The organism is Bradyrhizobium sp. 142, assembly GCF_023074015.1.
GTDB lineage: Bacteria > Pseudomonadota > Alphaproteobacteria > Rhizobiales > Xanthobacteraceae > Bradyrhizobium.
In genome coordinates, this window is sequence record NZ_JADPKQ010000066.1 from 1 (window position 1) to 11243 (window position 11243).

The following is an 11243-nucleotide window of genomic DNA, read 5'->3' on the forward strand; positions in this document are numbered from 1 at the left end:
GCCACAGCCAGGCGAGCTCGATCGCGCTCGTTCGCGCGCGATGATTGCCGGCCTTGCTGATGCCTTGCTGCCGCCGGCTGGCGCCGCTGTCGTAGGGTGTGTCGGTCAGTCCGACACAGCTGCCGACCTGCCGTCGGTTCCTGAAGTCGCGATAAAACACCTCGTTGGCCAGAACCTGGGCGATCTGCGGTCCAATGGCTTGCAGCTGGGCAAGCTGAACGGCCTTCGCCTCCACCGAGCCCTTGGCCGGCGTGCTATGGGCGGCGATGTTCTCCGCTTCCAGCGTCTTAATCTGCTTGCAGACCAGCAGCAGCCGCTCATGCTCGCGACGAATTTCATCGCGTAGTCGCGGCGGCAGAGCGCGCCCCGTCGCCGGTGCGCAGCTTGTCGAGATCCGACAGGAAGCTCGGCTTCAACGGCCTCGATGCTCGATGCATCGATCTCGTGATTGACGATCCCATTGTCGCTCAGCCCGCGGTGCAGCCAATGACCGTCGAGACCCGCCTCATAGCAGGACAGGATACGAACCGGCTTGCCCTCCTGCGCGGCCTTCCCTCGAGCCCGCAAAAGCACGCCAGATAGCGCCGCCATGTCCCCGCCATCGATCCGGTAACGACGCATCTTCTCGGCGCCGGGCATCATTATCCCCAGCTGCCACTTCGCTTTGCTCAGTTCGAAAGCCAAGTAAATCGTGGCATACTCGCTTCCGGCGGGTGCGTCAGTGTGATCAGTACGCATCGTTGATCCTCCAGGGTGAGTTGGCCACCCCATAGGATCTACAAGCTGCTTTCAAAGGTTGCAGTTGCCCTTCATCGGCGGACCTGAGAGAAGGGCCGCCATGGATTCGACCCTCGCGAAGTTCTTCCTGCCTGCCTTGATCGCACTCGCCGTCTCAGCCGCGCCTGCCGCAGCCGTGGAGCAGAACTGCCGCTTCAGCCAGGCCAAGCCCGATCGCGAGGCCTGCTACAAGCGGCAGGAGGAAGAACTCGCGGCGAAGCGCAAGCCCGTGCCGATTGACAACGGCAAGGCATTCGAATCAGCGCGGCCGATGCGGCAGGACGACGAAGCCGTCTACCGCAGCATCCAGGGTATATGCCGCGGCTGCTGAGCGGCGCGCGCATTCAGCCGTTGCCGCTCGTCCAATTCGCCGCCCGCTTCTCGGCAAACGACGCCAACCCCTCTACCGCCTCGGCGCTCTGGCGCTTCAGCGAATGCAGGTGAACCAGCCGCGCATACGCGGCATCGTCCACCGCCATGCCGCCGAAAGAGCTCTCCAGCGCGAGCCGCTTGGTCTCGGCCATCGCCTCCGGCCCGTTGGCGAGCAGTTGCTCGACCACCTTTGCGCCGGCGGCTTCGAGATTGGCGAGCGGCACCACCTCGTGCACGAGGCCGATGCGGCGGGCATCCTCGGCGCCAAAGCGTTCGCCGGTAAGTGCGTAGCGGCGGACCTGGCGCACGCCGATGGCGTCGCAAAGTTGCGGGATGATGATCGCGGCGGTTAGGCCCCAGCGCACCTCAGTGATCGAGAACAGGGCATTGTCGGCTGCGATGACGACATCGCAGGCGGCGATAACGCCGGTGCCGCCGCCAAAACAGCCGCCATGCACCAATGCCACGATCGGGATCGGCAAGGTGTTGAGCCGCTGCACCGCCTCGAACGTCGCGCGGGACGCCGCTTCGTTCGCCTCGGCGGATTGCAGCCGCACGCCGTTGATCCATTTGAGATCGGCGCCGGCCTGAAAGTGCTTGCCGTTGCCCCTGAGCACGACGACGCGAAGGTTGGGCTTCTTGCCCAATTCATCCATGGCCGCGAGCACGCCCGCGATCAATGCGCCGTCATAGGCGTTGTTCACCTCCGGACGGTTCAAAGTCACGGTCGCGACGCCACGCTCATCTAGGGTCCACAGGACGGGGCTGGCAGTCATCGGCGATCCTCCGGTCGTTTCATTTGCCGCGCACTATGGCCGAGACCGCGCGCCCCGATCCATATCTTTCCGTCGTAGGGCGGCCGCGTCCATCGCATGGCGGGTTGTGCCATGCTGGAGCCGGGCGGCAGCCAAGGGACCAGGCAAAGCGATCAGGAACGGGACATCACACCATGCGCATCTGCATTTTCGGCGCGGGCGCCGTCGGCAGCCACATCGCGGTCAGGCTGGCCCGTGCCGGCCATGAGGTCTCGTGCGTGATGCGGGGCGCGCATCTCGAAGCGGTGCGCGCGGGCGGCCTGAAGCTGCGCGTCGGCGATTCCGAGGTGAGCGCCAAGGTGAACGCCACCGGCGATGCGGCCCAGCTCGGACCGCAGGACGTCGTCATCAGCACGCTGAAGGCCACCGCGCTTCAGGGGCTCGTCGCCAGCCTCAAACCATTGATCGGCGAGGACACCGCGATCGTGTTCGCCCAGAACGGCATTCCCTGGTGGTACGGGATTGGCCTGCCGCCGCGGCACCCGACCCCGCCCGACATCTCCTTCCTCGACCCGGGTGGACGGCTGCGCGCCTGCATTTCGAAAGAACGGATCGTCGGTGGGGTGGTCTTCTCCTCCAACGAGGTGATCGCGCCGGGCGTGGTGCAAAACCTCACGCCCGATCGCAACCGCCTGCTGGTCGGAGAATGCGACGACCGCAATTGCGAGCGCATCACCAAGCTACGCGGGGTTCTCAACGATGCACGGCTGGAATCGCCGCCGGTGGCCGAGATCCGCGAGGCGATCTGGTCAAAGCTGCTGACCAACATGTCGCTGTCGGTGCTGTGCCTGCTCACCGGCCAGACCGCGCGGGGCGTGCGCGACGACCCGGCTTTTGCCGAGGTTATTCCGCGCATGCTGAACGAAGCCAACGCGATCGCGCAGCACTTCATCCCCGAGGTCAAGCGCGTGTCACGCAGCGGTCCCGCCCCCAACCACAAGCCGTCGCTGCTGCAGGATTACGAGCTCGGCCGCGCCATGGAGATCGACGTGCTGGTGAAGGCGCCCGCCGCCTTCGCGCGCGCCGCCGGCCTGTCGACACCGACGCTCGATTTGATCGCCGCGCTCGCCATTCAGAAGGCGCGCGACAAGGGGCTTTATTCGGCGTGAGCTCTAGGCAAGCTCGTCGATCCAGGCCCTGAGCACATTCAGCACCTCCTCCAGCGCCTCTTCGTTGCTGCGGCCGGACTTTCGCAACACCGCGAAGGAGTGATCGCCGCCTGCGATCTCGTGCAGCTTCGCCCTCGGACCGAGCTCCGCGAGGACCGGCTTGAGGGTGCCGAGATCGGCGAGCTTATCGCGCGTGCCCTGCAGGAACAGCATGGGGATGGTGACGCGGGCGAGGTGCTCGGCACGCTCGGTCGACGGCTTGCCGTCGGCATGCAGGGGAAAGCCGAGGAAGGCGAGCCCTTTTACGCCGGGCAACGGGGCATTGGCCTGCGCTTGCGACGTCATGCGTCCGCCGAACGATTTGCCGCCCGCGACGAGCGTCACGCCGGGGCACAGCTGCGCCGCCTCCGCGACCGCCGCGCCGATGGTGGCGTGCGCGACCGCCGGCTGGTCGGGACGCCCCTGTTTCTTCTCCATATAGGGAAAATTGAAGCGAAACGTCGCAATGCCGCGGTTCGCCAGGCCGGCCGCGATCTTTTCCATGAACGCATGCCGCATGTCGGCGCCGGCACCATGTGCAAGGACGTAACAGGCGCGCGCCTTGTCCGGCTGCGTCAGGATCGCCGAGACGCTGCCGATGCGCTCGATGTCGAGCTTGAGCTCTGTCGCCCTGGCGGTCATGACGCGTTCAACCCTCAATCTGCACTTAGCGCCGCGCGCTGCTCGCCGGCCAGAGATAATTCAGGACACGATCGAGCGTCGTCATGATCTCGCGGTATCCGGCCTCGCTCCCCAGCGGGCCGAATTTCCCCTCGAGCGCAAGCTTGGCAAAGCCGTGAACGGTCGACCAGGCCGCCGCGGCCGCGGTCTTCGCCTCCTTCGCAGTGCCGCCGACGAGTTCGGCGATGATGATCTCGAACTCGTGGCCGGCCGCCCTGCTCGCCTGCGCCAGACGCGCATCGTCCGCGACGAGGCGCTTGTTGGCAAACATCATCTGGAAGCGGCCGGGATGCTTCAGCGCGAACTCGACATAGGCCATGCCCTGGGCGTGAAGCTTTTCGCGCGCACCCTGCCTACGGGACGCAGCATCCCGCAGCGCGCCGGCAAGCGCCTCATAGCCGCGGATCGCCACCTCGGTCAGCAGGCCCTGCGCATTGCCGAAATGATGCGAGGGTGCGGCCGGGGACACGCCAGCGCGGCGGGCGGCCTCGCGCAACGTGAAACCTTCGGCGCCTTGCTCGGCAAGAATGGCCTCGCTCGCTGCGATCAGGGCCTCCTGAAGCTCACCATGATGATAGCCGGCTTCGGGCTTCGGAACCCTGTGGCTCGGCTTGGCGCGCGCGTTCGGCTTCGTCATGCGTATCTTGACACTGTTCAGATTGCAAATTATCTATCTTAACACTGTTTAGATCGATCGACCGGGAGTTCGAAATGACCGAAATGCAGCATAACACCGCGCCCTCCCGCGTAAAGCGGCGTCATCTGGTCGGCGGCGCCGCGCTGGGCATGCTGGCGAGCGCCATCGGCGGACTTGCCGGCGGCATGGCGCTCGGTCAGGGCGCAACGCTGCCGCAGCAGAAGCCGAGCGGCAGGCGGCGCTTCGCCGACAAGACCATCATCGTGACCGGCGGCACCTCGGGCATCGGCCGCGCCGCCGCGTTGATGTTCGCCGCCGAAGGCGGCAACGTCGTGTTCTGCGGACGCAATGTCGAGCGCGGGACCCGGGTGGAGGACGAGATCAAAGCGGCCGGCGGCAGTGGATCCTTCATCCGGGCCGACGTCCGCAACGAGGCCGAGGTCAAGGCCTTGGTCGACAAGACGATCGAGCTTCATGGCCGCCTCGACGTGGCTTTCAACAATGCGGGCATCTCCATAGAAAAACCGCTGCATCAGTACAACGCCGCCGAATTCGACGACGTGATCAATACCGACCTGCGCGGCGTGTTCCTGTCGATGAAGTACCAGATTCCGCACATGCTGCAGAAGGGTGGTTCAATCGTGGTCACCTCGTCGTCCAACGCCGTCGCCACGACGGCGAACCGCTCGGCCTATTCCGCGGCCAAGCGCGGGCTTGTCGGCATGGTTCAGGCCGCGGCGCTCGAATATGCCCAATACGGCATCCGCATCAACACCCTGATCCCCGGCACCACGGACACGCCATTCATCCGCCGGCTCGCTGGCATGGAAAATCTCCCCGATGCGGCCTGGCACGTGGCCATCGCGCAATGGGCCAAAGCCCATGTGCCGGGCATGCAGCGCGTGGCAACGGCAGAGGAGATCGCGGCCTTCGCACTGATGCTCGCCTCGGACGATCATCCCTACACAACCGGCGGTCAGTTCGTCGTCGACGGCGGCAAAACCGCGCAGGCGGGATAGGCATCTGCCGGCTGCCGGCGCAGCCTCAAGACACAATCATTGGCAGCTTCGGCTGGCGTAGCAACGCGGCGGGCTTGCGTCCGCGTCTGGCCTTGTGGCACGGCTGAGCGGGCACATCGCCAGCAATGATCGAGGCCGCCATGTCCTACCGCTCCTCCTGGATGACCGAAGAGCTCGATGTCTTCCGCGACCAGTTCCGGAAGTATCTCGCCAAGGACCTGGCGCCGCATGCCGAAAAGTGGCGCGAGCAGAAGATGGTCGACCGCTTTGCCTGGCGCGGGCTCGGCGAGATGGGCGTGCTGCTGGCGAGCGTTCCCGAGGAATACGGCGGTTTAGGCGCGAACTTCGCCTACGACGCCGCGGTGCTGGAGGATCTCGAAAGTACGGTGCCGGAACTGACGACTGGCGTCTCCGTGCACAGCGCCATCGTCGCCCACTACATCCTCAACTACGGCTCGGAGGACCAGAAGAAGCGCTGGCTGCCGAAGATGGCCTCGGGCGAGATGGTCGGCGCCGTCGCAATGACCGAGCCCGGCACCGGCTCGGATCTTCAGGCGGTCAAGACGACAGCGAAGAAGCAGGGCAATTCCTACGTCATCAACGGCCAGAAGACTTTTATTACCAACGGCCAGGCCGCCGATCTCGTCATTGTGGTCGCGCGCACCGGCGATGCCGGTGCCAAGGGCATCTCGCTGATCGTGGTCGAGACGTCAGGCGCGGACGGCTACAAGCGCGGGCGCAACCTCGACAAGATCGGGCTGCACGCCTCCGACACGTCCGAGCTGTTCTTCGACGACGTCACCGTGCCGCCGGAAAACCTGCTCGGCGGCGAGGAAGGCCAGGGCTTTGTGCAGTTGATGCAGCAATTGCCGCAGGAACGGCTGGCGCTCGCGGTCGGCGCCGTTGCCTCGATGGAGCGCGCGATCAAGCTCACCACCGAATACACCAAGGAGCGGAAAGCGTTCGGCAAGCCGCTGATGGACTTCCAGAACACCGCCTTCAAGCTCGCCGAGCGCAAGACCGAGGCGATGATCGCGCGCGTCTTCGTCGACTGGTGCATCGAGCGCCTGGTCGCAAAGGATCTCGACACTGTCACCGCGTCGATGGCGAAATACTGGTGCTCGGAAAAGCAGGTCGAGACCGCAGACGAGTGCCTCCAGCTGTTCGGCGGCTACGGCTACATGCAGGAATACCCGATCTCGCGCATCTTCATCGATTCCCGCATCCAGAAGATCTATGGCGGCACCAACGAGATCATGAAGCTGCTGATTGCTAGGGCTTTGTAGCTCTGGGACGCGCCGATCAGTTCGGATGCCACCAGCGCCCGCCGATGACGACACCTTCGGAGACGATCTTGCGGTCGCCGATCAGGTGCTCGCCGACGACGTCCTCATAATCGAACTGGCCTTCCCTCACCGAAATCAGCGTGGCGTCGCCGACGCAGCCCGGCTTGAGGCTGCCGAGCTCCGGACGCCGCAGCGCCATGGCCGCATTCACAGTCGATGCGGCAATCACATCCGACAGCTCCATGCCCATGCACAGGAATTTCGACATGGTCGTCACCTGGTCGTAGGCCGGGCCGTCGATGCAGAGCAGATGGATGTCGGAGGAGATCGTGTCCGGATAAAATCCGTTGGCGAGCATCGCGCGCGCGGTCTTGAAGGCGAACGAGCCCTTGCCGTGGCCGATGTCGAACAGCACGCCGCGCTCGCGCGCATCCAGCACCGCTCGCTTCACCGTGCCCTGCGCCGTCGCCGGCGTATTGGGGAACGGCCGGAACGCATGGGTAAGCACGTCGCCGGGACGCAGGCGCGCCAGTACGTCCTCGTAGCTCGGCGGCGGATGGTCGATATGCGCCATCAAGGGCATACCGACCTCATTTGCGACCTCGAGCGCGATATCGAGCGGCACGATCCCCGACGTGCCGGAGGCGTGCAGGCCGACGCGCACCTTGATGCCGACAATGATGTCGCGGTTAGCATCGGCCACCTTGGCCGCATCGATCGGGTTCATCAGCCGCAATTCCTCGCTCTCGCCGACCATGATCCGGTGCGAGAAGCCGAAGATGCCGGCGTGGGAGACGTGCAAGTAAGCGAGGATGCGGACCTGGCTCGGCTCGATCACGTGCTTGCGGAAGCCGGCAAAATTGCCCGGTCCGGCACTGCCGGTATCGACCGCGGTGGTGACGCCGGAAGTGCGGCAAAACTCCTCGGCATCGATGCCGAGCGAGGTGCCGCCCCAATAGACGTGAGTGTGGAGATCGATCAGACCCGGCGTCACGATCAGCTGCGATACGTCGCGCACTTCGGTGCCCGGATCCGCCTTGAGCCCGCTGCCGACCGCAGCGACCTTGCCGCCGGCAAAGGCGACATCGGTCACGGCATCGAGCTTCTGGGACGGGTCGACCACACGGCCGCCGCGCAGGATCAAGTCGAAAGGCATTGTCGTCTCCGGATGGGGCAGTGAGGCGTGGCGGCAGGTGCCGGGCCAGGAAGGAAGTGGTTCGCTTCTAGCAATTTTCGCGCCGGCGGGCGCGGCGAACTGCGACGGCGGCCCATGAAAACTGGCGATCCCGGGAAGACTCGAACTTCCGACCTACGGTTTAGGAAACCGTCGCTCTATCCGGCTGAGCTACGGGACCGCGGAACCCGCTCGGCGGATTCGGCCCCCTCATAGCAGAGCAGAGTGCAGTTCGCCAGCCGCAAGGCGGGCCGGCAATCTGCCGCTCGGCTCATCGTCAACCTGCACTTGGCGGCTGTACAATCGGCTCCGAGCCCAAACTCTGGTTAGGAGCCGCCATCATGATCGAGGGCATCAGCGCCATCACTCTCGCCATCCACGACATGCGCCGTGCCGTGCAGTTCTACCGCTCGCTCGGATTCGAGATCCTGCACGGCGGTGAGGCTGCGCCGTTCACGAGCTTCCGCGCCGGCACGGGTTATCTCAATCTGACTGTGCAGCCGGACAAGCGCTGGTCCTGGTGGGGACGCGTCATCTTCTACGTCGCCGACGTCGACGCGCTCTACCAACGCGCGCTGGCAGCGGGATGGCAGCCGAGCACCACGCCCCGCGATGCCGAATGGGGCGAGCGCTACTTTCATCTCACCGACCTCGATGGTCACGAGCTCAGTTTTGCGCGGCCGTTGTCCTGACCGAAGTTGTCCTGACCGAATAAGTCACATCCACTGACGCTCCCAACGCGCAAGTAGCGATGTCTCAGCCGTTGTGGCAAGCTCGGCGCGGTTTCCTCAAGCGAGAATTCTATCTGGGTTCTAACCAGGGAGGACGACCATGGTAACCTATGTCGTACTGGGAAACTTCACTGATCAGGGAGTCCGGAACGTCAAGGACTCGCCGAAGCGGGCCGAGGCCTTCAAGGAGATGGCCAAAACGTTCGGCGTGACCGTGAAAGAGATCGTCTGGACGCAAGGACGGTATGATATTGTAACCGTTCTCGAGGCTCCAGATGAGGCTGCCGCGATGTCGCTCAGCCTTAGTCTCAGCGCACTCGGCAATGTCCGCACCGAAACGCTGCGCGCGTTTTCGGCAGCAGATATGACAAAGATCGTCGGCAAGATGCTCTGACGCTCAAGCCCGCACGAGCGCACCGGATCATGCCGGCCGTGACGTCGGCCGGCGTGCCCGGCGCTGCCCTGCTTTGATTATGACTTCCCATAAGAGCCCTGATAGCGGCCCTCGCGGATCGCCTTCAGCGTTTCCTCCTCGCGCACGATTTGGGCGCGCACCGCCTCCAGCAGTGCCGCGGCGGTCGCGGCAGGAAACGACACCACGCCGTCCTCGTCGCCGACCACGATGTCGCCGGGCGAGATCACGCTGCCGCCGATCGTAACAGGCACGTTGATCTCGCCGGGACCGTTCTTGTAGGGCCCGCGGTGGATCACCGCGCGGGCGAAGCAGGGAAAGTCGTCCGCAGCGAAGGCCGCGACGTCCCGGATCGCGCCGTCGATCACATAGCCTTCCGCTTTGCGCCACTGCGCGATGTTCTTCATGATCTCGCCGACCAGCGCCCGGGTCTCGTCGCCGCCGCCATCGACCACGATGACGTCGCCGGGCCCGACCAGCTCAAGCGCGCGGTGGATCGCGAGATTGTCGCCTGGACGGGTGCGCACCGTGAAGGCCGCCCCCACCAGCTTGCCGCCGCCATGATAGGATTTTAGCCCCACCGCGCCGGGCAGCCGGGCGAGATTATCGGAAATGATCGAGGTCGGCGCATTCCTGAATCCCTCGATGATATCGGTCGGCGACTTCGGCACGCTGCTCGCAGCGATGGTAACGGTCATGAAAGTCCAGTCCTTCCGTGATGTCTCTTAGTCGGCTAGTCGGCGTGCGCCCGCGCCTCGGACGGCATGATGCGCAATGCCCGCCCCTCCTTCATCCACGCCGCGCGCTCATCGCGCAACAGCGTGCGGCGAACTTTTCCGGAATCATCGCGCGGCGGGCGCTGACGATCTCGAAGCTCTCGGGATGCCAGTATCGACTGAGCCTGTCCTTCAGGACAGTCCGCCATGCCGTCCGCGATCGCCTGCCCGCCTGCATCTGGCTCCGGCTCAAGCATCGAGCGTTTCCACTTCGTGTTCTTGGCGCCGCCTCATGATGAGACGGTCACGTGGCGAAGTGTAACAGCCGGCCGGCCCGGCGCTGTGACTCCCGAGCCACGTCAAGCAAAAAATGTCAGCAACACAGACCGGAAATTGATGGGTTCCACGGGTGACAAGGCGGCGATAAACGGGCAAAAATCAGGCCCGACTCAGTCCGGGTTGAGTTTTGGAAGGAATGCTCTCGTAGAATGTCGTCCGTGTTTGCATCGCGTCGTGCGGCGCTGCCTCTCGTTGCCGCAGCAGGGTTTCTGCTGACGCCGCCGCATGCCCATGCCCAATGGTGGAAGCGGGCGCCGGTCGATTTCGAGGAATGCGCCGACGCCGCCGAGAAAGCCGCGACCACCGCCGAGAAGACGGCCGCGCTTGCCGAGTGCAATGCCAAGTTCGCGGGCCGACGCAAGGCAGGCGGCGGCTACAGCTATTACGACTTCCTCCAGGATCGCACCTTCGACATCGCCGGGCCCAATCCGACGCCGGAGGAGCAGAAGAAGATCGACGAATCCTACACCGCCTATCTCGCCAACCAGCGCCGCAGCAATGTAGCGGAAGCGGCCGCGCGGCAGCAGCGCGAGCAGCAGGAGCAGCAACAGCTCCAGCAGGTCGCCTTGCGAACCGAGGTCGCGCGCGTGCCCGTGCCGGTCGAACGGCCGAAAGTCCAGCAGGCGGTGGCTGGCGACGCGCGATCGCGGCCCAAGGGCGCGCCCTGCGTCAAGGGCTCGTTCTCCTGCGAATGGCCGCGGCTGTCGGATGGATTGAACGAGTTGAAGAAGATATTATTCAACCCGGCGCCCGGCAAGCCGGCGAAGAAGGGGTGAGCGGCGCCCACAACCGTCATTGCGAGCGCAGCGGTCGCGGTAGGGACGCTCATTGCTGAGCGCCCCCCGCACAGATCCGTACGTGCGGCTTTCCCGCATACGGCTCCCACCTCGGGTGAGTGACGGCGAAGCGTGCTCGCGGCCAAGGATGACGGATGTTGGGCCTGGGGAGGCAGTCACAGGCGAGGCGACTGATCGTCTCCCACCTCATGCCATCGGTCTGGCTGCGGCGCCGGAGCGTGCGTCTCCAGAGTTCGATGACGAAGAAGCGGAAGGCGCTGAGCGCCCGACTGTTGGTCGGCACCGCATGGTCGTTGAAGTAGCCGGTGACGACCTGCCGCAGCCATTTACCCTGTTCGA

The 11243-nt window shown here is 64.9% G+C and carries 13 protein-coding genes, 1 tRNA gene and 2 pseudogenes; 7 read left to right on the forward strand and 9 right to left on the reverse strand.

Annotation, left to right across the window (positions count from 1 at the left end):
- A partial coding sequence (locus IVA82_RS07220; RefSeq protein WP_247493223.1) for a transposase occupies positions 1-235 on the reverse strand: 235 nt, incomplete at its 3' end.
- 603 nt (positions 236-838) lie between these two features.
- Here IVA82_RS07220 and IVA82_RS07225 point away from each other — a divergent pair.
- Complete coding sequence (locus IVA82_RS07225) at positions 839-1108, forward strand: hypothetical protein (RefSeq protein WP_247389069.1); 270 nt, start codon at positions 839-841, stop codon at positions 1106-1108.
- 13 nt (positions 1109-1121) lie between these two features.
- Here IVA82_RS07225 and IVA82_RS07230 read toward each other — a convergent pair whose 3' ends face one another.
- Positions 1122-1925 carry an enoyl-CoA hydratase-related protein gene (locus IVA82_RS07230; protein ID WP_247389070.1) on the reverse strand — a complete coding sequence of 268 codons (804 nt, stop codon included), beginning with the start codon at positions 1923-1925 and terminating at the stop codon, positions 1122-1124.
- Between the two features lie 173 nt (positions 1926-2098).
- Here IVA82_RS07230 and IVA82_RS07235 point away from each other — a divergent pair, with 173 nt between their 5' ends.
- A complete protein-coding gene (locus IVA82_RS07235) occupies positions 2099-3073 on the forward strand; it encodes a ketopantoate reductase family protein (RefSeq protein WP_247389071.1) in 975 nt (324 codons plus the stop codon).
- Positions 3074-3076: 3 nt separating this feature from the next.
- On the opposite strand, the gene IVA82_RS07240 is transcribed toward IVA82_RS07235, so the two are convergent.
- Together IVA82_RS07240 and IVA82_RS07245 are read right to left on the reverse strand one after the other, a co-directional pair.
- On the reverse strand, positions 3077-3754 hold the full coding sequence (locus tag IVA82_RS07240; RefSeq protein ID WP_247389072.1) for an alpha/beta family hydrolase: 678 nt from the start codon (positions 3752-3754) through the stop codon (positions 3077-3079).
- Between the two features lie 25 nt (positions 3755-3779).
- A complete protein-coding gene (locus IVA82_RS07245; protein ID WP_247389073.1) occupies positions 3780-4430 on the reverse strand; it encodes a TetR/AcrR family transcriptional regulator in 651 nt (216 codons plus the stop codon).
- A gap of 74 nt (positions 4431-4504) precedes the next feature.
- Here IVA82_RS07245 and IVA82_RS07250 point away from each other — a divergent pair, with 74 nt between their 5' ends.
- Positions 4505-5449 carry an SDR family NAD(P)-dependent oxidoreductase gene (locus tag IVA82_RS07250; protein ID WP_247389074.1) on the forward strand — a complete coding sequence of 315 codons (945 nt, stop codon included), beginning with the start codon at positions 4505-4507 and terminating at the stop codon, positions 5447-5449.
- 140 nt (positions 5450-5589) lie between these two features.
- Positions 5590-6735 (forward strand): acyl-CoA dehydrogenase family protein, encoded by a 1146-nt coding sequence (locus IVA82_RS07255; protein WP_247389075.1) that lies wholly within the window; start codon positions 5590-5592, stop codon positions 6733-6735.
- A 16-nt stretch (positions 6736-6751) separates the two neighbouring features.
- Here IVA82_RS07255 and IVA82_RS07260 read toward each other — a convergent pair whose 3' ends face one another.
- Both IVA82_RS07260 and IVA82_RS07265 read right to left on the reverse strand, forming a co-directional pair.
- Entirely contained in the window at positions 6752-7891 is a 1140-nt protein-coding gene (locus tag IVA82_RS07260; protein ID WP_247389076.1) for an amidohydrolase/deacetylase family metallohydrolase, read from the reverse strand.
- Positions 7892-8013: 122 nt separating this feature from the next.
- Positions 8014-8090, reverse strand: a tRNA-Arg gene (locus tag IVA82_RS07265).
- A gap of 160 nt (positions 8091-8250) precedes the next feature.
- Here IVA82_RS07265 and IVA82_RS07270 point away from each other — a divergent pair.
- Positions 8251-8601 (forward strand): VOC family protein, encoded by a 351-nt coding sequence (locus tag IVA82_RS07270; protein ID WP_247389077.1) that lies wholly within the window; start codon positions 8251-8253, stop codon positions 8599-8601.
- 139 nt (positions 8602-8740) lie between these two features.
- The gene (locus IVA82_RS07275; RefSeq protein ID WP_148741828.1) at positions 8741-9034 is read left to right on the forward strand and encodes a GYD domain-containing protein; all 294 of its coding nucleotides are present in this window, start codon (positions 8741-8743) and stop codon (positions 9032-9034) included.
- Positions 9035-9111: 77 nt separating this feature from the next.
- Here IVA82_RS07275 and IVA82_RS07280 read toward each other — a convergent pair whose 3' ends face one another.
- Positions 9112-9750 (reverse strand): RraA family protein, encoded by a 639-nt coding sequence (locus IVA82_RS07280; protein ID WP_247389078.1) that lies wholly within the window; start codon positions 9748-9750, stop codon positions 9112-9114.
- A 35-nt stretch (positions 9751-9785) separates the two neighbouring features.
- Positions 9786-10028: pseudogene (locus IVA82_RS07285) on the reverse strand (acid--CoA ligase); the annotation flags it as partial.
- A 228-nt stretch (positions 10029-10256) separates the two neighbouring features.
- Between IVA82_RS07285 and IVA82_RS07290 the strand changes: the two are divergent.
- Entirely contained in the window at positions 10257-10883 is a 627-nt protein-coding gene (locus IVA82_RS07290; protein ID WP_247389079.1) for a hypothetical protein, read from the forward strand.
- A 49-nt stretch (positions 10884-10932) separates the two neighbouring features.
- Here the strand turns inward: IVA82_RS07290 and IVA82_RS07295 are convergent.
- A pseudogene (locus IVA82_RS07295) lies at positions 10933-11243 on the reverse strand (hypothetical protein); the annotation flags it as partial.

Coding starts and splice junctions, on each gene's coding strand:
- IVA82_RS07235 (WP_247389071.1), top strand. CDS start 2,099: ATGCGCATCTGCATTTTCGGCGCGGGCGCCGTCGGCAGCCACATCGCG.
- IVA82_RS07240 (WP_247389072.1), bottom strand. CDS start 3,754: ATGACCGCCAGGGCGACAGAGCTCAAGCTCGACATCGAGCGCATCGGC.
- IVA82_RS07260 (WP_247389076.1), bottom strand. CDS start 7,891: ATGCCTTTCGACTTGATCCTGCGCGGCGGCCGTGTGGTCGACCCGTCC.
- IVA82_RS07255 (WP_247389075.1), top strand. CDS start 5,590: ATGTCCTACCGCTCCTCCTGGATGACCGAAGAGCTCGATGTCTTCCGC.
- IVA82_RS07270 (WP_247389077.1), top strand. CDS start 8,251: ATGATCGAGGGCATCAGCGCCATCACTCTCGCCATCCACGACATGCGC.
- IVA82_RS07230 (WP_247389070.1), bottom strand. CDS start 1,925: ATGACTGCCAGCCCCGTCCTGTGGACCCTAGATGAGCGTGGCGTCGCG.
- IVA82_RS07275 (WP_148741828.1), top strand. CDS start 8,741: ATGGTAACCTATGTCGTACTGGGAAACTTCACTGATCAGGGAGTCCGG.
- IVA82_RS07245 (WP_247389073.1), bottom strand. CDS start 4,430: ATGACGAAGCCGAACGCGCGCGCCAAGCCGAGCCACAGGGTTCCGAAG.
- IVA82_RS07225 (WP_247389069.1), top strand. CDS start 839: ATGGATTCGACCCTCGCGAAGTTCTTCCTGCCTGCCTTGATCGCACTC.
- IVA82_RS07290 (WP_247389079.1), top strand. CDS start 10,257: ATGTCGTCCGTGTTTGCATCGCGTCGTGCGGCGCTGCCTCTCGTTGCC.
- IVA82_RS07250 (WP_247389074.1), top strand. CDS start 4,505: ATGACCGAAATGCAGCATAACACCGCGCCCTCCCGCGTAAAGCGGCGT.
- IVA82_RS07280 (WP_247389078.1), bottom strand. CDS start 9,750: ATGACCGTTACCATCGCTGCGAGCAGCGTGCCGAAGTCGCCGACCGAT.